We start from the raw sequence: 24544 nt of genomic DNA on the forward strand, positions 1-24544 counted from the left end.
AACGAAATTATATTTTGTGTGATTAAAAAATATTAACCGCTCTTTAAAGAGTTCGTTTTTTGTTTAATTGATTCACCATATCACGAATTTGTGCTTTATAACCTCGAGCGCCTTGTTTGTAAAAGTGAACAATATCCGTTCCAGTTTCATACCTTAATTGGTACTCTGGTAAGTTATTGAGTTTCGCTGTGCTCCTGATTAGACGACGAAACTCATGAATTGTCGCTGTTGTCCCTGTTTTTTGATACAGAGACTCTAAATCAATAGACCATTTGACTTGAGTGGCACAATATTTTCTTGCCAGAGTATATAAATGACGTTCAAGAGGTTTTCTGAGCTTAAAATAATCTGCATGAAAAGCCAGTAATTTTTTTGCAAGGATTGCTTCGTGAATAATATCTGGTAGAGTAATCTCAATGGCCTCCATTCTTCTTTTTTTATCAGATTTTTCCAGAATGCACCAAGAAGCAATTAAGTCAAAAGAAAAAGATTTTTGATAACCTTCATCATTTATATATACTTCTATTGTTGTATCCTTTAAACGATGTAAAGCTTCAATCAGCCTCTTATAGTTATCCCCATCTGTTCTTCTGTTTGTCGTGACTAAAAAGTCATGGGCCTTAAATTGAATAGTTTGATCAATATCTACACCATAAATGCGCATCGCTTCTACTTGCTTGCTGATGCAGTAAATCAATAAATCTTTATCGTATATCGTGGCACTGCCATATTCTCCTGGTTCTACCACGATTAAAGCATGTTCATCTTTATATCTACGCAAAGCAACATTGCCTGCTTTTAAAACAAAAATAGGACAGTCAATATGAATATGATGATTTTTTAACAATGAAGCAAAAGCATCTACCATAAAAAAATTAAGCTGATGTTCAGGTTTTTTTTTCACAAATGCTCCACCTAACTAAATTAAAGTATTCTGTTAGGAACAATAATTAAAGATACGTGCAAATCTTAAGTCGAAACTTAAGTGTAGAACAGATTTAAACATCTTATTATACAGTTACCATTAACGTATATATATTGTGCTACGTCAGTTAATATGTATTGTATAGACAAACAAATAATGCTGCCGTTTAAAATAAGTGTTTTTTTAAAAGCATATTTAAACCTTATACTAAACAGCGATTTAGTATATATTTTCAAAAACAGGGGGTGTATAGTGTTGACAGGTTGTAGTTGTGTCTGTATAGTTCGCTTTCTTCGCTGCTGATGCAGCTGCTCTTTAAAAGATTAGACAACCGAAAAGTGTGAGTGCTGTAATGCCTCACACTGCGAAATTAAATTTGTATACAAGGACATTAGTCCTGTTGAAGAATTTGAGAAAAAGCAGACCAGAAATTTAGTAATAGCAAGAGATTAAACATAAGAGTTTGATCCTGGCTCAGATTGAACGCTGGCGGCATGCTTTACACATGCAAGTCGAACGGTAACAGAGGAGCTTGCTCCTGCTGACGAGTGGCGAACGGGTGAGTAATGCATCGGAACGTACCGAGTAATGGGGGATAACTTATCGAAAGGTGAGCTAATACCGCATACGATCTTAGGATGAAAGTGGGGGACCTTTGGGCCTCACGTTATTCGAGCGGCCGATGTCTGATTAGCTAGTTGGTAGGGTAAAGGCTTACCAAGGCGACGATCAGTAGCGGGTCTGAGAGGATGATCCGCCACACTGGGACTGAGACACGGCCCAGACTCCTACGGGAGGCAGCAGTGGGGAATTTTGGACAATGGGGGAAACCCTGATCCAGCCATGCCGCGTGTCTGAAGAAGGCCTTCGGGTTGTAAAGGACTTTTGTTTGGGAGGAAAACTCACTGGTTAATACCTAGTGAGGCTGACAGTACCAAAAGAATAAGCACCGGCTAACTACGTGCCAGCAGCCGCGGTAATACGTAGGGTGCAAGCGTTAATCGGAATTACTGGGCGTAAAGCGAGCGCAGGCGGTTTGTTAAGCCAGATGTGAAATCCCCGGGCTCAACCTGGGAACTGCGTTTGGAACTGGCAAGCTAGAGTGTGTTAGAGGGGGGTAGAATTCCACGTGTAGCAGTGAAATGCGTAGAGATGTGGAGGAATACCGATGGCGAAGGCAGCCCCCTGGGATAACACTGACGCTCATGCTCGAAAGCGTGGGTAGCAAACAGGATTAGATACCCTGGTAGTCCACGCCCTAAACGATGACAATTAGCTGTTGGGAGATTAAAAGCTCTTAGTGGCGTAGCTAACGCGTGAAATTGTCCGCCTGGGGAGTACGGTCGCAAGATTAAAACTCAAAGGAATTGACGGGGACCCGCACAAGCGGTGGATGATGTGGATTAATTCGATGCAACGCGAAGAACCTTACCTAGCCTTGACATGTACGGAACCCTGATGAAAGTTAGGGGTGCTCGAAAGAGAGCCGTAACACAGGTGCTGCATGGCTGTCGTCAGCTCGTGTCGTGAGATGTTGGGTTAAGTCCCGCAACGAGCGCAACCCTTGTCATTAGTTGCCATCATTTAGTTGGGCACTCTAATGAGACTGCCGGTGACAAACCGGAGGAAGGTGGGGATGACGTCAAGTCCTCATGGCCCTTATGGCTAGGGCTTCACACGTCATACAATGGTCGGTACAGAGGGTAGCCAAGCCGCGAGGTGGAGCCAATCTCAGAAAGCCGATCGTAGTCCGGATTGCACTCTGCAACTCGAGTGCATGAAGTCGGAATCGCTAGTAATCGCGGATCAGCATGCCGCGGTGAATACGTTCCCGGGTCTTGTACACACCGCCCGTCACACCATGGGAGTGGGGGATACCAGAAGTAGGTAGGGTAACCGTAAGGAGCCCGCTTACCACGGTATGCTTCATAACTGGGGTGAAGTCGTAACAAGGTAGCCGTAGGGGAACCTGCGGCTGGATCACCTCCTTTCTAGAGAAAGAGGTGTTGCAGTGCTCACACTTGTCGGTTGTTTAATATAGTAAAGATGCGCAAGACCTTGGGTTTGTAGCTCAGCTGGTTAGAGCACACGCTTGATAAGCGTGGGGTCGGAGGTTCAAGTCCTCCCAGACCCACCAACTGAACGATCTTAAATGGGGGTATAGCTCAGTTGGTAGAGCACCTGCTTTGCAAGCAGGGGGTCATCGGTTCGAACCCGTTTACCTCCACCACATAATCGAAAATCAAAGGATTTTTAAGAGTAAGGGAATAACTTACTTGAGAGAGTATTTTGATTTGCGATTAAAAGCGCACTGATCTTTAACAAATTAGTAAAGCCGAAATCAACAAAGCGATACAGCTTTTTTGGAGTTGATTTGAGGATTCATTCTCGAATTGACTGACTGAATAAATGTATCAAATTGGGTGATGATTGTATCGAAATACACGAAGCACGAAGACAAAAGGCGTGTGGAGTGACACAACAACGAGAATCTGTTTAAGTAAGATGTTTAGGCATTTGAAATGATAGAGTCAAGTGAATAAGTGCATCAGGTGGATGCCTTGGCGATTACAGGCGAAGAAGGACGTGTAAGCCTGCGAAAAGCGTGGGGGAGTTGGCAATAGAGCATTGATCCCGCGATGTCCGAATGGGGAAACCCACCATATTATGTATGGTATCCATGACTGAATACATAGGTCATGAGAAGCGAACCCGGAGAACTGAACCATCTAAGTACCCGGAGGAAAAGAAATCAACCGAGATTGCGTCAGTAGTGGCGAGCGAACGCGCAAGAGCCTGTACGAGATAATGACTGAGTTAGGAGAAAGATCTGGAAAGTTCTTCCATAGTGGGTGAAAGGCCCGTATCCGAAAACTGAGTGATGGTACTAAGCGTACGAGAAGTAGGGCGGGACACGTGAAATCCTGTTTGAAGATGGGGGGACCATCCTCCAAGGCTAAATACTCGTAATCGACCGATAGTGAACCAGTACCGTGAGGGAAAGGCGAAAAGAACCCCGGGAGGGGAGTGAAATAGAACCTGAAACCTGATGCATACAAACAGTGGGAGCGGACTTGATCCGTGACTGCGTACCTTTTGTATAATGGGTCAACGACTTACATTCAGTAGCAAGCTTAACCGGATAGGGGAGGCGTAGCGAAAGCGAGTCTTAATAGGGCGTCAAGTTGCTGGGTGTAGACCCGAAACCGAGTGATCTATCCATGGCCAGGTTGAAGGTGCGGTAACACGCACTGGAGGACCGAACCCACTAATGTTGCAAAATTAGGGGATGAGCTGTGGATAGGGGTGAAAGGCTAAACAAACTCGGAGATAGCTGGTTCTCCTCGAAAACTATTTAGGTAGTGCCTCACGTATCACTTCTGGGGGTAAAGCACTGTTATGGCTAGGGGGTCATTGCGACTTACCAACCCATGGCAAACTCAGAATACCAGAAAGTGCGAGCGTGGGAGACAGACAGCGGGTGCTAACGTCCGTTGTCAAGAGGGAAACAACCCAGACCGCCAGCTAAGGTCCCAAATAATCAGTTAAGTGGTAAACGAAGTGGGAAGGCCCAGACAGCCAGGATGTTGGCTTAGAAGCAGCCATCATTTAAAGAAAGCGTAATAGCTCACTGGTCGAGTCGTCCTGCGCGGAAGATGTAACGGGGCTCAAACTGATAACCGAAGCTGCGGATATGTAAGTAATTACATATGGTAGAGGAGCGTTCTGTAGGCCGTTGAAGGTGTCTTGAGAAGGATGCTGGAGGTATCAGAAGTGCGAATGTTGACATGAGTAGCGATAAAGCGGGTGAAATTCCCGCTCGCCGAAAGCCCAAGGTTTCCTACGCAACGTTCATCGGCGTAGGGTGAGTCGGCCCCTAAGGCGAGGCAGAAATGCGTAGTCGATGGGAAACGGGTTAATATTCCCGTACTTGTTATAAGTGCGATGTGGGGACGGAGAAGGTTAGGTTAGCAGACTGTTGGACGTGTCTGTTCAAGCCGGTAGGTGTGAAGGGTAGGCAAATCCGCCCTTCTATAACACCGAGAAGTGATAACGATGATCTAAGGATCAGAAGTAACTGATACCATGCTTCCAGGAAAAGCCACTAAGCTTCAGCTTATAACGAACCGTACCGCAAACCGACACAGGTGGGCAGGATGAGAATTCTAAGGCGCTCAAGAGAACTCAGGAGAAGGAACTCGGCAAATTGATACCGTAACTTCGGGAGAAGGTATGCCCCATTAGCTTGTAGGAGAACATCCGAAGGGCGAAGGGGCCGCAGAGAAAAGGTGGCTGCGACTGTTTATTAAAAACACAGCACTGTGCTAACACGAAAGTGGACGTATACGGTGTGACGCCTGCCCGGTGCTGGAAGGTTAAGTGAAGGGGTGCAAGCTCTGGATCGAAGCCCCAGTAAACGGCGGCCGTAACTATAACGGTCCTAAGGTAGCGAAATTCCTTGTCGGGTAAGTTCCGACCCGCACGAATGGCGTAACGATGGCCACACTGTCTCCTCCTGAGACTTGGCGAAGTTGAAATGGTTGTGAAGATGCAATCTCCCCGCTGCTAGACGGAAAGACCCCGTGAACCTTTACTGTAGCTTTGCATTGGACTTTGAAGTCACTTGTGTAGGATAGGTGGGAGGCTAAGAAGTCAGGACGCTAGTTCTGATGGAGCCATCCTTGAAATACCACCCTGGTGACTTTGAGGTTCTAACCCAGGTCCGTTATCCGGATCGGGGACCGTGCATGGTAGGCAGTTTGACTGGGGCGGTCTCCTCCCAAAGAGTAACGGAGGAGTTCGAAGGTTACCTAGGTACGGTCGGAAATCGTACTGATAGTGCAATGGCAAAAGGTAGCTTAACTGCGAGACCGACAAGTCGAGCAGGTGCGAAAGCAGGACATAGTGATCCGGTGGTTCTGAATGGAAGGGCCATCGCTCAACGGATAAAAGGTACTCCGGGGATAACAGGCTGATTCCGCCCAAGAGTTCATATCGACGGCGGAGTTTGGCACCTCGATGTCGGCTCATCACATCCTGGGGCTGTAGTCGGTCCCAAGGGTATGGCTGTTCGCCATTTAAAGTGGTACGTGAGCTGGGTTTAAAACGTCGTGAGACAGTTTGGTCCCTATCTGCAGTGGGCGTTGGAAGTTTGACGGGGGCTGCTCCTAGTACGAGAGGACCGGAGTGGACGAACCTCTGGTGTACCGGTTGTTTCGCCAGAAGCATAGCCGGGTAGCTAAGTTCGGAAGAGATAAGCGCTGAAAGCATCTAAGCGCGAAACTCGCCTGAAGATGAGACTTCCCTGAGGATTTAATCCTCCTAAAGAGTCGTTCGAGACCAGGACGTTGATAGGTCAGGTGTGGAAGTGCTGTAAGGCACGTAGCTAACTGATACTAATTGCTCGTGAGGCTTGACTCTATCATTTGAAGTGCTTAGGCGCGACGGATGGTTGTTGTTGAGGTATAATTATTACCTGAAAGATTTCGAAGTATGGTGTTTGAATAGAACGCCATATGGCTTTACTGATTTGTACAAGTTTATGTTTGGCGGCCACAGCGAGATGGTCCCACGCCTTCCCATCCCGAACAGGATCGTGAAACGTCTCAGCGCCGATGATAGTGTGGATACCCATGTGAAAGTAGGACACCGCCAAACTCCCCATTTAGAGCCCAGTTACACTGTAACTGGGCTCTTCTTCTTTATATTTCTATAATCTGTATTCCGTCCTTCATTTGAGCTTCTAGCTCTTCTATTGCTTAAGAATGATTATTTTTCTTATTCACTTTAATTGGTACATTTATATTCAAGGATTATATTATTAATATAATATTATTAATATTTAAACTATGTTGTATTTAAAGCTGTTTATTAATTGAAATGTAAATATTAGTTAAAATTCTGTGCTTTCTATTCGTAAATAAAAGTATAATAAATTTAATATTAATATTTAAATTATCGAATTAAATCAATATTTGAATTCGATAATGGTGAATTTATAGAATTAAAGGTAAAGGGGTAGTTATGAACAAAGTATACAGAGTCGTGTTTAGTCAGTTAACGGGACATTGGGTGGTGACATCGGAGTTGGCGAAGGGTAAGACCAAATCAAACGTGATGAAAAAGGCTGCTACGCTCGCTGCTACCGCAGGCTTGTTGGCTTCTGCTAATACCGCTCTGGCCGCTAACTGTAGTACTAATCTGGGCAGTGGGGGATCTTTAGGCTCGACTACTTGTATTGCTACTGGCACGGATGAAGACTCTAAGCTAACCTTAACTGGAACAGGCACTATTTCAGATGCAACTACTCATACAGTACGTATACAAGGAACAGGTGCTGGCAAAGGTGAGTTGGTTAGTGACGGTAATATTACTATTAATAATGGTGGTGTAGGTTTTGGTGTTCATGTGTCTTCTGGAACAGGAGGTGCGAATGCTTCCTTTAAAGGAAATACAAATATCACCTTAGCAACATCTCCTACTGCTGATACGGGTGTTTTGGTGACCAGTACAGGAAATTCTTCTGTTGAAATTACTGGTAAGTTTAATTTAACCAATAATGCAGCTTGGCGCGATACTGAGCTAGATGGTATAGAAGTGAATTCGAATGGTTTAGGTAATTCGACTTTAACTCATACTGGTGAAGGAACAATATCGGTGTTGGCTGGTAATGCAATTCATATGAATGCAAAAGGCAGCCAAGGTAATATTGTTGTTAACCTTGCTGGTACTGGTGCAGGCATTTTGTTAAAAGCAGATGGAGATGGTAGTAAAGGGTTAAGTGCTACAACGGGTTATCAAAATAAAAATGCTAAAATTATCATGGCAACAAATGCCAATATAGAAACGAACGGTGCTAACGCATACGGTATTTCTGCTAATACCGTGTGGGTACCTGCTGATGGTAGTATTCCTACTTCAGAAGCTGCAGGTGCTACTGTTGATATTACCAATACAGGTACAATTCATTCTAATGCTGTAGGTGATGCTGGTAAATTGGCTCATGGCATTTATACACTTAATAAAAACCACAATACAACGATTAAAAATAATGGCATCATTATTACGCAAGGTGATGATGCTTCTGGTATTCGTGCGGAACATACAACTGATTCAACCAGTGGTAATATTGAAATAGAAACTGGCAGTAATAGTTATATTGAAACCAATTATGCTAATGCAGATGGTATCCATGCCATTATTGGTAGTGAACAAACAGGTTCTCCATTAAATAATAGTAGTAATATTACTGTAATCGCAGATGGTGTGATTAAAACTACAGGTAATGGTTCTGCTGAAGGTATTTATGGTGCAATTCGCGCTGCTAACAATACGGGTGATATTACTTTAACATTTAAAGGGGCTTCGATTGAAACAACTGGTACAGGCGTTAATCGAGGAATTTATGGTCGCCAAGATGGTACAGGCTCTTTAACTATTGAACATTTTGGTCAAGAAATTAAAACTTGGGGAGATAGTGCCCATGGGATAGTAGCTTTAAGTGGAGGTTCCTCTAGTGCTTCTACAACATCAGGAGATTTTTTGATTCAAAGTACTGGAAAAATTACGACCTATGGTGATGCTGCGAATGGAATTTATGCGACTTTAAAAAGTAATGCTCAATCTTTAATTATTAATAATACTGGGGATATTACCACTTCAGGAGATGGAGCCAGTGCTATTCGTGCTGTAATTGATTATGCTGGTTTAGACAGTCATGGTATGACTATTAATCAATTAGGTGGTACTTTAAGTACATCGGGTTCAGGGACGGCAGGAGTTCACGCTGATTCTCACGGTATTATTGCTCTAACGAATGCAATATCTGGTGATATTAATGTTAATGTTAAAGATACAATGATTAACTTAAAAGGCAGCAATAGTGATGGTATTGATATTCAAAATACAGGAACAGGTGCTTCGAATTTAAATATTAATATCATCACTGAAGGCGGCGAGATTAACACTTTGGATCCTACACTTGCAGCAACAGGTAATTCCAATTATGGAATTGTTGCAATTCAAGCTGGGGCTGCTGCAGGTGAGATCAATATCAAGAATATAGGTACAAAAGTTAGTACAGGTTTAGCGCAAGATGGTTTAGCACCTAGCTCAGCTGCTATTTTTGCTCAGTTTAAGGATGCTACTGCGACGGGTAAAGCAACCATTATTAATTCTGGCGAATTATCTACTCAGGGTGCGGGTGCTGCCGCCAGTACAATTAGAATCGCTCATGCGGGCTCTGGTGATGTTGAAGTCACCAATATAGGTTTGTTGACAACGGAGGGAAAAGACGCAGCTGGAATTTATGTGGATAGTAAAGGTGGTAATGTTGTTATAGACAGTCATGGAGTCATTAATACAACAAATGCAAGAGGAATTTATGCGCGTTCAGTTGGTGATGATTTAACATTAATAGCCACAAATAATATCACTACAGGCCAAGTTGCTGGTGATGTGGTACATAATCATGGTATTGATGTGGGTACAACAAAAGTAAATGGTAAAGTCACAGTAGATTATTCAGATGGCACCATTAAAGTTGTTGGTAATACGGTATCAGGTGGGAATGCAATTGGGATTGCAGCTTGGGATGCTGGTTCTGGTGCGACTGGTGTAAATGCAACGATTAACTTACATAACAATGCCATTGTTGATGCAACAGAAGGCGTTGGCGGGTTACAAATTCGATCAAATGGGGTAGGCACAATAAAAATTGATGCTTCTTCACAAGTTCATGGCGGTTCAGGCTACGGTATTCATTTTAAAGGAACCGATGGAACGGATTTAGCAACGCATGTTTTAGAAAATAATGGTGTTGTTGATGCATTAACAGACCATGTTATTATGAGTGATTCTGTAGCAGGAAGTACCTTAACTGTAAATAACTATGGTACGGTTACTGGATATGTTACAGGTGGCGCGGAGGACAGCACATTCAATAACTATTCATCAAACAGCTTCAATATTCGCAACTTTGCTGATACAGATGGCGATTTAATCAGAGACACCAAAGCCGTAGCGATTTCAAACTTTGGCGGTGGCAATGACGTATTTAAAAATGAACTCACAGGTACTGTACGATTAGCAGCAGTGACAGGCGAGAGTACAGTAGACACCACAAACGAATACATAACCTCAGGCGCATTAAGCATCAATAATACAGGAATCGTTCAAGGTCAGCTACTCAACCTAAACACCTTTGAGAATAGAGGCACAATAGATTTAACCGAGAACAAACGAGCAGGGGATATCTTAGTGATTGGTGGTGGTGCCACAGCAGGCATTTATGGTGGAGGTCTATTTGTTTCAGATGGTGGTACCTTAAAACTGGATACCGTATTAAATGAAGGCGATGTAAACAGTCTAAGTGACATACTTGTTATTGACGACAGTATAGCAGGGGCAGGTGGTGCGACAGCATTAGAGATTAACGTTATAAGTGATGCAGGGCAAAAGACCCAAGGCGAAGGGATTAAAGTCATAGAAACCCTAGGCACAAGCAGTGCCAATAGCTTTAAACTGGCTAAGCCAATGGTATCAGGCCTATACGAATACGTATTGGGCCAAGGCAGTGCTGATCAAAACTGGTATCTTAGCAATATGTTTGACAAGAATAACCCATTGTTTAACCCAGCCACAGGAGCGTACCTAGCGAACCAGACAGCAGCATCAGCCTTATTTATGCATACCTTATATGACAGACAAGGGCATGCGAACAATATAGCAGGGGGCAGTGAGAAGAAATCGTCTGTATGGGTAAGAGCAGCAACCAGCAATACCAAGAACGACAGCGTTAATGGCAATATGAAAGTAGACACTGACAGCAACCTGATCCATTTGGGTGGAGACATAGGCAAATGGCAGGTGCAAGAAGGGAATTTACATTTAGGTTTAATGGGTGCTTATGGTCAAACCGAATCAGATGTTAGATCGAAGAAGACAGGGACGACAGCCAAAGGCAAAGTAACTGGTTATAGTGTTGGCTTATATGGCACATGGTTTGCAGATGAAGCGCAGGGCAAGGGCTTATATGTAGACAGCTGGGCACAATATGGTTGGTACAAAAACAAAGTCAGTGGTCAAGGACAAACAGAGAAAGAAGAAAAATACGATTCAAACAACTGGGCAGTATCGTTGGAAGCGGGCTATGGCATGCATTTGGCGACACGAGGCAACACAGAAATCATGTTGACACCGCAAGTTCAAGTGACCTACAACAACTATAGTGCAGATGATCACCAAGACAGAAACAAGCTAAAAGTCAGTGGCTCAAAAGCAGATGATGTGATTACCCGAGTGGGTGCAAGATTATATGGTAGAGCAATAGAAGGTTACAGTGCGAAACCATTTATAGAAGCGAACTGGTTACATCATACAGCGAAGAACGAGCTAAGCTTTAATGGAGAAGTGCTAAAAGATGGCGTACCGAAAGACAGAGCGGAAGCGAAATTAGGATTACAGGGTACGATCTCGAAGAACTGGAAGGTATGGGGTCAGGTAGGCGCACAATGGGGAGGCGATAATTACACCCGTTATGAAGGTCAAGCTGGCTTGAATTATCAGTGGTAATTTTTAAGTGTTTGTTTTAGTTGAAGAAGGCAACCTATTGGGTTGCCTTCTTTATGAGTAATTTGTATTATTGGGCAAAGTATTGATTGTAAATTTTATCGTACTCTCCGCTGGCTTTAACTTTAGCTAAAGCTTCATTCACCATTTTTAATGTTTCGGTATCTCCCTTACGAACAGCCATACCATAAAATTCTGGTGCTGAATCTTGAATTTGAACAATGGTAAAGCCTTTATCACTATTGTTTTTAATATAGTTGGAAACAACAGCGCTATCGCTAATAGCAACATCTGCTCCCCCATTTTCAACTTCTTTTAAGACTAAGGGCAAACTTTCAAAACGGGCAATTTTATTGCTGGTTTTGCCCAGTGTTTTTTGTGCAACCGCATCGGCAGAAGTACCTGTTGTTACTGCGACTTTATTGAGGTTCTTTATGTCTTCAATAGATTGAACGTTTTTCCCTTTAGGTACCAGTATCACCTGTTTGATTTCAAAATAAGGTTCGCTAAAATCCATGGCTTGTTTTCGGTCTTCTGTAATGGTAATGGCTGAAGATAAAATATCATTGTCGCCTGAAGGCAACGTAGCAAAAAGCGTATCCCATGGTGTATTGACATATTCGACTTTGAAGTTTCCTTCTTTTGCCATGGCATCAACCAGATCAATTTCAAACCCAATGATTTTGCCATCTGTTCTTACCCATTGAAAGGGGGCAAAAGCAGCATTCATTGCAACCCGATATACTTTATCAGATGACGCTCCCTCGGCATTTTGAGTATTTTGTTCGGTCGCCTTTTTTTCTGAACAGCCTCCTAAACCAATTGCTAAACTTAAGCCTAATAAGGCCAATATTTTTTTCATGTTGATTGATACTTTCTAAAATTAAACATGCTTTATCTTAAACCAAGTTTTTCTGTTTGTGGGCAATAATATTTTTCTTTTTATCGAATTATTTATTCTTCACATAAATTTCACCTGAGCTTCATTCTGTATTCACCTCAAATTTTTATCATTCTTTCTGATTTGATGACAGAGAAAGAAAAACAATGTTTCTGAGTAAATTGATTTTGGGAGTACCAAATAATATTTCTATTAATCGAAACAAAGCATCCTTGAACCAATTATTATTAAATGGTTGTCAGGAATGTTTTTGGTTGATTTTAAAAGGTGCCCAATCTTGCTCGTTTGCTTTATCTGTTTTTGTGGTTTTGGCAATATCCAAGCATCTAACCATATTAGGTTTACCCCGCTATGATTTTATTTTACTGATGTTGATTTTGGTTCAGGCTTCGTTAATTTTATTCAAACAAGAAAGTTTAAAAGAACTTAAAGTCATCTGTATTTTTCATGTGTTGGGTTTTATTTTGGAGTATTTTAAAACACAACCAGACATTGGTTCTTGGGTTTATCCTGAATTGGCTTACAGTAAAATAGCAGGAGTGCCTTTATACAGTGGTTTTATGTATTCGGCTGTGGCCAGCTTCTTATTACAAATGTGGCGCCGCTGTTCTGTATTTTTAGAGGGATATCCTTCTTTTTATAAGGCATTTCTTATTGCAGGAGCAATTTACTTGAATTTCTTTACTCATCATTTTGTGACAGATGTTCGTTGGTGGTTGATGGGTATTTTGGTATTGTTGTTTTGGCAAACCAGAATTTATATTACGCCATATAGGAATACATTGAGTCTTTCTGTACCATCATGTTTGGTCTTATGTGGCTTATTGTTATGGGTAGCAGAAAATATTGCTACTTATTTTGGTGCATGGGCTTATCCTAATCAACTACAGGCGTGGGAAATTGTTCACTGGGGTAAGGTTGTATCATGGTCTTTATTAATGGTCGTCACTTTTGTGGTTGTGGCTCAATTTAAATTGAAAAACCTCGGTTAATCTTGCCCATTGGTCGAAATAAAATGTTAAGATTATAAATCAATTAAGCCTGTTTTCTGCTGGTCATTATCTGGGTAAAGCGGTATGCTTTAGCCCTGATTTATTTCTTGGAACCATTTTTTATGTACCGCATTGCACCTAGTATTTTATCTGCTGATTTTGCACGTTTAGGTGAAGAAGTTTCTAATGTCATTGCTGCAGGAGCAGATCTTATCCATTTTGATGTGATGGATAACCATTATGTTCCTAATCTTACTTTTGGGGCGATGGTTTGTGAAGCTTTAAAGCCATATGCTACCGTTCCTATTGATGTTCATTTGATGGTGCGTCCAGTTGATGCTTTAATTGGGCAGTTTGTGAAAGCTGGTGCCAATATCATTACTTTTCACCCTGAAGCAAGTGATCATGTTCATCGTAGCTTGTCCTTAATTAAGGATTCTGGTTGCCAGGCTGGTTTGGTTTTAAACCCAGCAACCCCCGTTTATGTATTGGAACATGTCTTGGATTTATTGGATATGGTCTTGGTGATGTCGGTTAACCCTGGTTTTGGTGGGCAAAAATTTATTCCCCAATCAATTGAGCGCATTAAGCAAGTAAAATCGTTGACCGATCAATACGAAGCTGAAACAGGAAAGCGAATTGCCATTGAAGTTGATGGTGGGATTAAAGCCGATAATATTGCCTCAATTGCTTTAGCTGGTGCAGATACTTTTGTTGCAGGTTCTGCCATATTTGCCAATGGTGACTATGCAGCAGCAATTGGTGCCATGCGCCAACAATTAGAACGGTCATAGATCATGCATCATACAGGCGTGATGATTACAGGCGTTTCTTCTGGTTTGGGTAAAGAATTAGCCAAACAATGCTTAATGGCAGGTGCTCAAGTGTTTGGTGTATCCAGAACGTGTCCAGATGATATTGTATTCAAACATGAAAAATTTGTTCACAAAGCGGTTGATTTAAGTGCTTCTTTTAATGCTAATGGGTTGATACAAGAGGCATTGGCTGTTTTTGCACAAGATGAGCATATTAGTCAGCTTTTATTGATTAATAATGCCGGTACCGTTGAGCCAATCGCATTAAGTGGGCATTATCCAAATGGTGCTGTTGAAAAAAGCTTTTTTCTCAATTCTGTTGCACCTATTTTATTGGTGAATGCTTTTGTTTCTGCATTGGGAAGCGATACACCAGCGAAGATTGTGAATATATCTTCTGGCGCGGCGACGACAGCATATTCTGGTTGGGGTGTTTACTGTGCGACTAAAGCGGCTTTGAACCAATTTAGTGAAGTGGTAGCGTTAGAGCATCAGCATATTAAAATTGTTTCACTTGCCCCTGGTGTGGTAGATACAGGTATGCAACAAAAGATTAGATACCAAAGTGAACAGGATTTCCCTAATGTTGAGCGTTTTATCACTTTACATGAAGAGGGGCAACTGAGTAGGAGCGATGTTGCAGCACAAAAAATCCTCAATTTTATTCATAGTAAAGCTTTTGGTCAGAAGGTGAATGTTGATATAAGGAAATTGTGATGATTACATTAAGCCAAGTTCAAGCTTTTGCGTTTGACTTAGATGGCACATTAATTGACTCTATTCCTGATTTGGCCGCGGCAGCTAATGCGATGCGGCAGTTTTTAGGAATGTCTTATTTGCCTGCTGAGCAAATTCAATCATATGTAGGCGATGGTATTGGGAGGTTGGTACATCGTGCGTTGACTGATTCTAAAGAAGCTCAGGCAGAACAAATTTTATGGGAAAAAGGTTTTACCTTTTTTATGCAGTATTATAGTGAGCATATCACTGATCACACCATTATTTACCCTGATGTTGAAAATGGCCTAGCTTTGTTGCGTTCAGCAGGATATCCTTTGGTTGTGATTACCAATAAAACAGAGTTCTTAGCCGTACGGGCATTAAAAAATTTAGGATTAATTGACTATTTTAGCCTAGTTATTGGTGGTGATACCTTGGCAGAGAAAAAACCTTCTGCTTTACCTTTGCAGCATATGGCTGATGTATTACAGATCACGACTGAACAAATTGCTATGGTTGGGGATTCTCGTAATGATATTTTATCCGCTAGAAATGCTGGCAGTGTTGCCATTGGGGTCTCTTATGGTTATGAGACTGTTGCGGATTATCAGCCAGATTGTGTGATTGAGCAATTATCTAAATTATATGATGTTTTGCATCCTTCAGAAGTGAAGCATTAACATAGAATTAGGAGAAAAAATGTCAGGTGTTTGGACACAAAAAATATGGCAACAAGCTGCTCCCATTATTGATCAAATTGTGCAACAACCCTTTAATCAAGAGTTAATGGAAGGTACCTTGCCTCAGGAAAAATTTATTCATTATATTGAGCAGGATGCTTTATATTTAAAAGAGTATGGTCGTGCTTTGGCTAATATTATACCCAAGTTACAAAATACCGAGCAAACCAGTACTTTTTTGGGGTTTTTAAAAGATACCATTATTGTGGAAAATGTGCTGCATCAGCAGTACTTGAGCAAAACCGATGGGCAGACGCAATTAAAAGCGACACCGACTTGTGTGTTGTATACTCAGTTTTTATTGGCACAAACCAGTATGAATCATGCCGCGATCGGTATGGCGGCGATATTACCCTGTTTTTGGATTTATAAACATGTAGGGGATTATATTTTGGCCAATTACCAAAAAAACAATCATCCTTATTTTGAGTGGATCCAGACATACTCAGGTGAAGAATATGGCCAGGCAGTCAAAGTTGCTATACATTTGGCTGATCAGTTGGCACAAAACCAAAGTTCTTTTGTGCAAAAACAAATGGATGAGGCTTTTATGATGGCAACCAAGATGGAGTATTTATTTTGGGACAGTGCTTATCAGTTGGCAACTTGGCCAATATAGATACATAAAAAATACTTAAATTTAACAGAGTTTTTTTCTAAGGAAAAGTTGTTTTATGATATTAGGTTCAGTGGCATATTCTTTAAAGATGGTGGAACGCCTCAATAGCATAAAATAAAAATTGTTTATAGTGCATAAAAAAGGATATTCTTTGTCATTTAAGACAAGAATATCCTTTTTTGTTAAGACTTAACGTAAGGCATAGCGAGTGACAACGCCTTTTGAGTTAAAGGTAACAGTAAGTACTTTATATAAAGTAACCTCTCCTCCTGCGCCAAGGTTTTTCAGATTGTCTGCATGATCTTGAATATTTTGTACATTATTTTCTACTGAGCGAGTGCTATTAGAAACACCTCTGGTACCGTAACCTTTCTCTGCTGCTTTAACCCCTGTACCAACACCTCTTGCTGAGTTTGCTGCACCTTGTACAGAGTCAGCAATTGCTGTTGCAGAGTCAACAGCAGAGAGCATTTTATCAACTGAAATATTTTCCCCTTTCGATTCTGCATATTCGTATACATAAGTATGTGTGCCTTTTTTTCCTTGAATAACTCTTGTAGAGTCGTAATATTTTTGTTTGATTGCATCTTCACATTTTCTTCATAATAGGTATATCTAGAAGAAGTTTGATAAACTATCATTTTGAAAAGTATGATGTAACATCATTTACACGTTATTTGGTTTTTTATATGAAACAAAAAATATCTTTAAAAGGCCGAGCATTAAATTATCTGGCTAAAAGAGAAATGAGTCGTTTAGAGCTCTCACAAAAACTGGCACCACATGCTGAAAGCCAAGAACAATTAGAGGCTTTATTGGATGAACTTGCAGACCGAAATTGGCAATCTGATGAGCGTTATGTGGAAAATTTTGTCTTGGCTCGACAACAAAAATATGGTTCACTGCGCTTAGCTGAAGAATTAAAACAAAAAGGTGTCGATACAACACTTTTTCAGGAGACCAAACCAAGTACCGCAGAAGAAGCACAAACGGCTTTAATGGTTTTGCAAAAAAAATATGGTCATTTACCCTTATCTTTGGATGAAAAAAACAAACAAATGCGTTTTTTGGCTTATCGGGGGTTTGGCTTTGATGTCATTCAAAGAGCTTTTGAGTTGTGGAAAGAAGAGCAAAGTTAATTACCAGAAACTTTAAAATGGGCTAAAATACATCTTTTAGATTTTAAAATTGATTGAGTTGATTATGATGTGGTTTAAGCAGTTAAGTTTTTATCCGATTTCAAAAGGGAAAACCCCTGAGCAACATACTTTACAAAAAGCATTGAACGATGCTGCTTTTGCGCCTTGTCAGGGTTTGGAGTGGTTCAGCGAGGGATTCGTTGCACCAGTTGACACCCGCCCAGAAGAGTTAGCTTTTGTTGTTCAACACAGTGTTCAAGTCGCTTTAAAAAAAGAAGAAAAAGTCTTGCCTTCGGGTGTGATTAATGATGTTTTAAATGATAAAATTTTCCATATAGAACAAGAAGAAGCACGTAATGTTGGCCGAAAAGAGAAACAAGCATTAAAAGAGCAAATTACAGACGATTTGCTACCAAGAGCATTTACTCGCTCAGGGAGAACCCAAGCTTTATTTGATGCAAAACGAGACTTTTTGTTGATTAATCAAAGCACACCCAATAAAGCAGAAGGCATGTTGAGTAAATTGCGCCAATGTTTGGGGGGCTTAGAAGCCGCATTGCCTAAAACACAGATGAGTGTTTCTACCTTAATGACCACGTGGCTCAATCAAAAAGAGGCGGCAGGTAATTTTGTATTAGACAGTGATTGCGAGTTAAAAGGTGTTGGTGAGGCCGCTGCAACGGTTCGTGTCTCTAAACAAGATTTAACGGCTGATGAAATAAGGGCGCATTTGGACAATAAAACCGTTACGCAGTTAGGGTTGATTTGGGACGATAAAATTCGTTTTGTTTTGACTCAGGATTTTGCGTTTAAGCGTATTCAATTTTTAGATGTCCTACAAGAAGAAGCCAGTAATGAAGGTGAAGATAAAGAAACGTTGATTGCTGCCAGTCAAATCATCATGTGTGAAAGCTTGGGGCAAATGATTGAGGAGTTATTAAGTCATTTAGGCGGTTTGGAAACTAAATAAAGGGATAAATATGAGTATTAAGTCAGATAAATGGATCCGTCGTATGTCTGAACAACATGGCATGATTGATCCATTTGAGCCTGGGCAAATAAAGGAAGCGAATGGTCAAAAGATCATTTCTTATGGTACTTCCAGTTATGGGTACGATATTCGTTGTGCTCGCGAGTTTAAAATTTTCACCAATATTAACAGCACAATAGTTGATCCAAAAGCATTCGATACCCGTAATTTTGTTGAAGTGGAGGATGATTTTTGTATTATTCCGCCTAATTCGTTCGCACTGGCTCGTACAGTTGAATACTTTAGGATTCCACGCTCTGTATTAACCGTTTGCTTAGGTAAATCAACCTATGCTCGCTGTGGCATTATTGTGAATGTGACACCATTTGAGCCTGAGTGGGAAGGGTATGTGACATTAGAGTTTTCTAATACAACGCCATTGCCTGCAAAAATTTATGCTGGGGAAGGTGTGGCTCAAGTGCTCTTTTTTGAAAGTGATGAACAGTGTGAGACTTCATATAAAGACCGTAATGGTAAATATATGGGGCAAGTTGGGGTGACCTTACCCAAAACCTAAAATTTTATGGTTAACGTGAGACTAGAATGATCGCTTTATTTTTGAAGTGTCTATTAGGCGCAGTAGCTGTTTTGGCTATTGCGCTTTTGTCTAAATCAAAGAGTTTTTTTATTGCAGGATTGGTTCCGCTTTTCCCTACTTTTGCCTTAATTGCCCATTATATTGTTGCAACAGAACGTTCTACCCAAGCTTTACGCACAACCGCTTTATTTGGTTTATGGTCTTTGATTCCGTATGCAGCTTATTTATTTTGTGTCTATTGGTTGAGTATTCGCTGTAGTGTCGTGTTAACACTGACTTATGCAACCATTGCTTGGGCTGTGTGTGCTATAGGTTTGATTTTAATATGGTATAAAGTTTTTCATTTTTAAATTTTATTTAAAATCAAAATCTTATAATGGTTTTTTGAAATATTTGAAATAATAATGAACTTTTTTAAGAGTCTGCTGACTAACGGTAAGTATTTAGCAATTTTTTATTTCCTTCCTTGCTAGAATACTTTCCCCTTAGCGCTGTTACAGACTCCTCCTTCCTGTAGCGGCGTCTTTTTTTGGGTAACTAAAATGACTTCTTTTTATGATTTTTCTTTAGAATCATCTGTCAATACATCCATACCCATGAGCCAATTTAAGGGTAGAGTGGTTTTAATTGTCAATACTGCAAGTAAATGTGGATTTGCACCTCAATTATCTGAATTAGCTAAGCTTGCCAAACAATACAAAGCGGAAGGGCTGAATATTGTTTTATGTCCGTGTGATCAGTTTTTACATCAAGAGCCTTTAACCAATGAAGAGATTGTGCAATTTTGTGCATTAAATTATGACTCAGTTTTTATTGTCAGTAAAAAATTAATGGTTAATGGCCAAACAGCAGATCCATTATGGCATTACTTAAAACAACAGCAACGAGGCATAGTAGGCAGTACCTTCATTAAATGGAACTTCACTAAATTTTTAATCAACAGACAAGGTATTGTTGTCAGGCGTTTTGCACCAATTGTGCCTCCTTTTGATTTAGAGCACGCTATTGTTTCTTTGTTGCAGCACAACAATGATCAAGATGCGCAGGATTAATCACATAATGTATGGGGTCTTTGCTCTAAAAAGGGTCCGTTAAGTTCCTTAATAAATAGATGAATAGTTTATAGAGCAAATCTTTATTTTTTAATTAAACTTCAAATTTTTCGGTTTTGCTTCTGTTTCTACCCAAAAGCTTATAAAATCAAAGAAACGATATTAAAAGGTTCTTCTATGACTGAGCACACAGAAATTTTTTCTTTAGAGTCAGAATATATTGCGCTATGTGATTTACTTAAGTGTTGTGGTGTTGCGCAAACGGGCGGACATGCAAAGTTGATGATCAGTAATGGTGAGGTTTTTGTGAATCAACAAGTAGAACAACGCAAAACGGCAAAAATTCGTGCTGGCAGTGTGGTTAGTGGTGAACACTTTTGTATTCAGGTTCAGTAAGTATGGCACCCCAAACTGTTTTATTAGACCCTCCCGTTCCCCCTCAAGAAAATGAGTGTTGTGGCAATGGTTGTGATGACTGTGTTTGGACGGTTTATTATGCTGCCCTTCAAGTTTATCAGGCTAAGCTGGCCAAACAACAAGCACAACAAGAAAGTAAAAAGACTGATGCAGATTGATTTACATTGCCATTCGTATATATCCGATGGACAATTAAGCCCAACACAATTAATGCAATTAGCTCATCAAAATGGTACGCAAATGATTGCCTTGACTGATCATGATCATTTAGGGGGCATACAAGAGGCACGAGATGCAGCACAACTGCTGGGTTTGCAGTTCATTAGTGGGGTTGAAGTGTCCACAACATGGCGAGGTCGTAGTATTCATATTGTTGGTTTAAATGTTGATGAACACAATCAGCAATTACAGACCCAGCTGGCTCAGGTTCGCTCTGGTCGATTAGAACGTTTATTGAAAATGAGTGATCGATTTGATAAAAAAGGCATTCATGGGGTTTATGAAGGTGCTTTAGCATTAAGTGAAAACACTGAAATGGTCGGTAGAGCACATATTGCACGCTTTTTAGTAAAAGAAGGTCATGTGAAAAACATGAATCAGGCCTTTAAAAAATATTTGGGTGATGGTAAAAGTGCGTATGTCGCGCATGAGTGGGCCAGTATTCCTGAGGCGATTTCTTGGATTAGGCAGGCAGGTGGTATCGCTGTTATTGCCCATCCTGGGCGTTATGCAATTAGTGCAACAGCGATGCGTTCGTTGATTGAGGAGTTTAAAGATGCTGGAGGCGAGGCCATAGAAGTTGCGTGTAGTTGCCATAAGCAAAATGAAATCATTAATTACGCGCTCTTGGCGCAAAGATATGAGTTGTTCAGTAGCGTTGGTAGTGATTTTCATGCTATAGGTGAAGGAGGGCGAGTTTTAGGGCAGCCCCCTTCTCTACCTGTAATTTGTCGCCCCGTATGGACTGAATTTAGAGTAAACTAATCGTTTTTGTGGAGAAACAAGATGGCACAATTTTTTGCAATACATCCAGAAACCCCACAAGCCCGTTTAATTAATCAAGCTGTTGATATCATTAAAAATGGTGGTGTTATTGTGTACCCCACAGACTCTTGTTATGCTTTAGGATGTCTTTTGGGTAATAAAGAAGCCATGAATCGTATTTTACACATCAGGCAAATTGATTTAAGCCACCATTTGACTTTAGTGTGTGCAGATTTGAGCGATTTAGGAACTTATGCAAAAGTCGATAATAGTCAGTTTAGGCTCTTAAAAGCGGCAACGCCAGGGAGTTATACCTTTATTTTACAGGCGAGCAAAGAAGTACCTCGACGAACTTTGCATCCTAAACGTAACACTATCGGTCTTAGGGTTCCTGACAATAAAATTGCTTTAAGCTTGCTTGAGGCATTGGGCGAGCCTATTTTGTCGTCTACTTTGGTTTTACCAGAAGATGACGAACCATTAACGGATCCTTACGAAATTAGGGATCGGCTAGAACATCATGTTGATTTAGTCATTGACGGTGGTTGGTGTGGTACAGACCCTACTTCTGTCATTGATATGACTGATGGTATTGAATTGATTCGCCAAGGAAAAGGCGATGTGGCTATTTTTGGACTATAAATGATGAATTTTGATTTCGCAACATTAGCTGTGATTATTGTGCCATTACTAATGGCGATTACCGTACATGAAGCTGCGCATGGCTATGCCGCCAAATATTGTGGCGATGATACCGCAGCAATGCTCGGGCGGTTAACTTTAAACCCAATAAACCATATTGATCCAGTGGGTACGATTGCGGTGCCTTTGCTTATGTATATTGGTTCTTCGGCGGTAGGCATGCCTTTTATTTTTGGGTGGGCAAAACCTGTTCCTTTTAACCCAAGAAACTTTAATGTTTCTTTACGAAAAGGCGTCCGTATCGTTGCTTTTGCTGGCCCATTAGCCAATTTGACTATGATGATCATTTGGGCGCTATTGCTGTCCTTTTCTGGTTTTATGCCTGCTTCGTATGTACAACCCTATGAGTTAATGACGCAATATGGGGTAATGATTAATGCCGTGTTATTTGTGTTAAATATGATTCCGATTTTGCCTTTGGATGGCGGGCGGGTATTGGATACTTTTTTACCGCTTAAAGCTTCATTATCGTTTCAAAAAATCGAGCCCTATGGGACTTGGATTGTTTTATTTATTATCTTTTTCCCCGCAACCAGAGCCATATTTTCAGAGTTGGTTTATTGGGTGAGTATGGCTGCGTTGATTCCATCAGGGTATTTAAGAGTATTACTTTTTTAAAAAACAGATAAAGAATTATTGTATAGAGAATAATAAAATGAGTCAGGACATTATTTTATCGGGTATGCGCCCGACAGGGAAACTTCATTTAGGCCATTATCATGGTGTATTGAAAAACTGGGTTGCCATGCAACAAACCAGCCAATGTTATTTTATGGTTGCTGATCTTCATGCTTTAACAACAGCATATGAAGATCCGTCTATTATAAAAAGCAGTATCTGGGATATGGTGATTGATTGGTTGGCTGCAGGGCTCGATCCAGAAAAAGCGGCGATTTTTATTCAAAGTAAAGTGCCACAACACGCAGAGTTACACCTAGCTTTATCTATGGTGACCCCTTTATCATGGCTAGAGCGAGTACCTACTTATAAGGATCAAATAACCAAATTAACGGATAAAGATTTAGGGACTTATGGCTTTTTGGGTTACCCTGTTTTGATGAGCGCGGATATTTTGTTGTATCGAGCCACTAAAGTACCTGTTGGGGAAGATCAAATTCCCCATGTGGAAATTTGTCGAGAAATTGCCAGACGTTTTAATCATTTTTATGGGAAAGAGCCAAATTATGAAGAGTTGGCTCAGGCTTTATTAAAAAAAATGGGCAAAGTGGGCAAAGAAATCGCTAAGTTAAGAACAGCCTATTTACAAAATGGCGATGAAGACGCTTTAAAACAGGCACATCAGCTTGTTTTAGCCAGTCAAAATGTTAATAGTGAAGAGAAAAACCGCTTGTTTGGGTTTATTGAAAATAAAGGCCGTTCTATTTTATATGAGCCAGAAGTCAGCCTCACCAAAGCATCAAAAATGCCTGGGTTAGATGGGGCTAAAATGTCAAAATCTTATGGTAACACCATTACCATGAGAGAAGATCCTCAAAGCGTCAGTAAAAAAATCCGTGCAATGCCTACCGATCCTGCTAGGGTGCGCCGAACAGACCCAGGAGACCCAGAAAAATGTCCAGTGTGGCAGTTTCATTTGGTGTACTCATCAGAAGAAACCAAGCAATGGGTGAAGACAGAATGTCCTAAAGCAGGCATTGGTTGTATTGATTGTAAACAACCATTGATTGAATCGGTTGTGGCAGAGCAACAGCCAATTTTTGAAAGAGCACAAAAATATTTGGACAACCCTGCATTGGTTCAGGAAATTGTGCTGATGGGGAGTGAGAAAGCAAGAAAAGCCGCTCAGACTACGATGAATGATGTCAGAGCAGCACTAGGACTAGAAGTATAAGTTTGGTGTCACAACCTAATATCACACAAGGAGAAAATAATGGAAAATGTCGATAAAGCTGCAGTAATTGGTGTATTGAATAAGATTATGGAACTAGAGTTAGCGGGGGTAGTTCGTTATACCCATTACTCTTTAATGGTGTATGGTTATAGTCGTATACCCATTGTTTCATGGATGAAAACCAATGCGGAAGAAAGTTTACAGCATGCCATGAAAGCAGGAGAGCTCGTGACTTTATTGGGAGGACACCCTTCACTTAAAATTGGGCCATTGCTAGAGAGCCATCAGCATGACTTAGGTGATATTATGCGTGAAAGCTTAGAACATGAGTCCGTTGCTAAAGCCGCATACTATGAGCTTTTACATATGACGGAAGGTAAATCGGTTTTGTTGGAAGAATATGCCCGTAATATGATTGTAGAAGAAGAAATGCACGCGGATGAAGTCAATAAAATGTTACGTCATCCAGGACAGACAGATGTTTTTTGTGTGTAAATAAAAACAGCGAAAAAAAAGCCAATAATGAATGTTGGCTTTTTTTTTTTCGCT

At 40.8% G+C, this 24544-nt stretch carries 21 protein-coding genes, 2 tRNA genes and 3 rRNA genes; 23 read left to right on the forward strand and 3 right to left on the reverse strand.

Annotated features, from left to right (window positions below):
• Positions 1-43: 43 nt before the first annotated feature.
• On the reverse strand, positions 44-904 hold the full coding sequence (locus tag AADH04_RS07660) for a replication initiator protein A (RefSeq protein ID WP_434779649.1): 861 nt from the start codon (positions 902-904) through the stop codon (positions 44-46).
• Positions 905-1376: 472 nt separating this feature from the next.
• On the opposite strand from AADH04_RS07660, the gene AADH04_RS07665 reads away from it, so the two are divergent.
• The 6 genes from AADH04_RS07665 (at position 1377) to AADH04_RS07690 (ending at position 11497) form a co-directional block, all read left to right on the forward strand.
• A 16S ribosomal RNA gene (locus AADH04_RS07665) occupies positions 1377-2916 on the forward strand.
• A gap of 69 nt (positions 2917-2985) precedes the next feature.
• Positions 2986-3062: transfer RNA gene (locus tag AADH04_RS07670), tRNA-Ile, on the forward strand.
• 17 nt (positions 3063-3079) lie between these two features.
• Positions 3080-3155 (forward strand) — tRNA-Ala (locus AADH04_RS07675).
• Between the two features lie 299 nt (positions 3156-3454).
• A 23S ribosomal RNA gene (locus AADH04_RS07680) occupies positions 3455-6346 on the forward strand.
• A gap of 124 nt (positions 6347-6470) precedes the next feature.
• A 5S ribosomal RNA gene (gene rrf / locus AADH04_RS07685) occupies positions 6471-6583 on the forward strand.
• The 16S, 23S and 5S rRNA genes sit together here with 2 tRNA genes alongside, the layout of an rRNA operon.
• 366 nt (positions 6584-6949) lie before the next feature.
• Positions 6950-11497 carry an autotransporter outer membrane beta-barrel domain-containing protein gene (locus tag AADH04_RS07690; RefSeq protein ID WP_434779650.1) on the forward strand — a complete coding sequence of 1516 codons (4548 nt, stop codon included), beginning with the start codon at positions 6950-6952 and terminating at the stop codon, positions 11495-11497.
• A 67-nt stretch (positions 11498-11564) separates the two neighbouring features.
• Here AADH04_RS07690 and AADH04_RS07695 read toward each other — a convergent pair whose 3' ends face one another.
• Positions 11565-12362, reverse strand: coding sequence for a transporter substrate-binding domain-containing protein (locus AADH04_RS07695; RefSeq protein ID WP_434779816.1), 798 nt, complete (start codon positions 12360-12362; stop codon positions 11565-11567).
• Positions 12363-12541: 179 nt separating this feature from the next.
• Here AADH04_RS07695 and AADH04_RS07700 point away from each other — a divergent pair, with 179 nt between their 5' ends.
• The 5 genes from AADH04_RS07700 (at position 12542) to tenA (ending at position 16281) form a co-directional block, all read left to right on the forward strand.
• On the forward strand, positions 12542-13387 hold the full coding sequence (locus AADH04_RS07700) for a DUF817 family protein (protein WP_434779651.1): 846 nt from the start codon (positions 12542-12544) through the stop codon (positions 13385-13387).
• Positions 13388-13509: 122 nt separating this feature from the next.
• Complete coding sequence (gene rpe, locus AADH04_RS07705; protein ID WP_434779652.1) at positions 13510-14181, forward strand: ribulose-phosphate 3-epimerase; 672 nt, start codon at positions 13510-13512, stop codon at positions 14179-14181.
• A 3-nt stretch (positions 14182-14184) separates the two neighbouring features.
• Positions 14185-14919 (forward strand): SDR family NAD(P)-dependent oxidoreductase, encoded by a 735-nt coding sequence (locus tag AADH04_RS07710; protein WP_434779653.1) that lies wholly within the window; start codon positions 14185-14187, stop codon positions 14917-14919.
• Positions 14916-15602: a phosphoglycolate phosphatase gene (locus tag AADH04_RS07715; RefSeq protein ID WP_434779654.1), complete on the forward strand. Its 687-nt coding sequence runs from the start codon at positions 14916-14918 to the stop codon at positions 15600-15602. Before AADH04_RS07710 ends, AADH04_RS07715 begins: the two co-directional genes overlap by 4 nt.
• A 19-nt stretch (positions 15603-15621) precedes the next feature.
• A complete protein-coding gene (gene tenA, locus AADH04_RS07720) occupies positions 15622-16281 on the forward strand; it encodes a thiaminase II (RefSeq protein ID WP_434779655.1) in 660 nt (219 codons plus the stop codon).
• Positions 16282-16470: 189 nt separating this feature from the next.
• On the opposite strand, the gene AADH04_RS07725 is transcribed toward tenA, so the two are convergent.
• On the reverse strand, positions 16471-16752 hold the full coding sequence (locus AADH04_RS07725) for a hypothetical protein (protein WP_434779656.1): 282 nt from the start codon (positions 16750-16752) through the stop codon (positions 16471-16473).
• Between the two features lie 218 nt (positions 16753-16970).
• Here AADH04_RS07725 and recX point away from each other — a divergent pair, with 218 nt between their 5' ends.
• From recX to AADH04_RS07785, 12 genes are all read left to right on the forward strand, one after another.
• The gene (gene recX, locus AADH04_RS07730) at positions 16971-17420 is read left to right on the forward strand and encodes a recombination regulator RecX (RefSeq protein WP_434779657.1); all 450 of its coding nucleotides are present in this window, start codon (positions 16971-16973) and stop codon (positions 17418-17420) included.
• A gap of 67 nt (positions 17421-17487) precedes the next feature.
• Positions 17488-18390 (forward strand): recombination-associated protein RdgC, encoded by a 903-nt coding sequence (locus AADH04_RS07735; protein WP_434779817.1) that lies wholly within the window; start codon positions 17488-17490, stop codon positions 18388-18390.
• A 10-nt stretch (positions 18391-18400) separates the two neighbouring features.
• Positions 18401-18967, forward strand: coding sequence for a dCTP deaminase (dcd, locus tag AADH04_RS07740; RefSeq protein ID WP_434779658.1), 567 nt, complete (start codon positions 18401-18403; stop codon positions 18965-18967).
• 26 nt (positions 18968-18993) lie between these two features.
• On the forward strand, positions 18994-19338 hold the full coding sequence (locus AADH04_RS07745) for a GlpM family protein (protein ID WP_434779659.1): 345 nt from the start codon (positions 18994-18996) through the stop codon (positions 19336-19338).
• Positions 19339-19530: 192 nt separating this feature from the next.
• Positions 19531-20040, forward strand: a complete 510-nt coding sequence (locus AADH04_RS07750; RefSeq protein WP_434779660.1) for a glutathione peroxidase — start codon at positions 19531-19533, stop codon at positions 20038-20040.
• A gap of 177 nt (positions 20041-20217) precedes the next feature.
• On the forward strand, positions 20218-20436 hold the full coding sequence (locus tag AADH04_RS07755) for an RNA-binding S4 domain-containing protein (protein WP_434779661.1): 219 nt from the start codon (positions 20218-20220) through the stop codon (positions 20434-20436).
• A 2-nt stretch (positions 20437-20438) separates the two neighbouring features.
• On the forward strand, positions 20439-20615 hold the full coding sequence (locus AADH04_RS07760) for an oxidoreductase-like domain-containing protein (RefSeq protein WP_434779662.1): 177 nt from the start codon (positions 20439-20441) through the stop codon (positions 20613-20615).
• On the forward strand, positions 20605-21441 hold the full coding sequence (locus AADH04_RS07765; RefSeq protein ID WP_434779663.1) for a PHP domain-containing protein: 837 nt from the start codon (positions 20605-20607) through the stop codon (positions 21439-21441). The genes AADH04_RS07760 and AADH04_RS07765 overlap by 11 nt, the downstream gene beginning before the upstream one ends.
• A gap of 21 nt (positions 21442-21462) precedes the next feature.
• Positions 21463-22083: an L-threonylcarbamoyladenylate synthase gene (locus AADH04_RS07770; protein WP_434779664.1), complete on the forward strand. Its 621-nt coding sequence runs from the start codon at positions 21463-21465 to the stop codon at positions 22081-22083.
• Positions 22084-22761 (forward strand): site-2 protease family protein, encoded by a 678-nt coding sequence (locus tag AADH04_RS07775; RefSeq protein WP_434779665.1) that lies wholly within the window; start codon positions 22084-22086, stop codon positions 22759-22761. It begins immediately after the preceding gene.
• Between the two features lie 37 nt (positions 22762-22798).
• Complete coding sequence (locus AADH04_RS07780; RefSeq protein WP_434779666.1) at positions 22799-23995, forward strand: tryptophan--tRNA ligase; 1197 nt, start codon at positions 22799-22801, stop codon at positions 23993-23995.
• Positions 23996-24034: 39 nt separating this feature from the next.
• Complete coding sequence (locus AADH04_RS07785; protein WP_434779667.1) at positions 24035-24490, forward strand: ferritin-like domain-containing protein; 456 nt, start codon at positions 24035-24037, stop codon at positions 24488-24490.
• Positions 24491-24544: the final 54 nt, after the last annotated feature.

It is taken from the genome of Neisseria sp. Ec49-e6-T10 (assembly GCF_051132615.1).
Classification (GTDB): domain Bacteria; phylum Pseudomonadota; class Gammaproteobacteria; order Burkholderiales; family Neisseriaceae.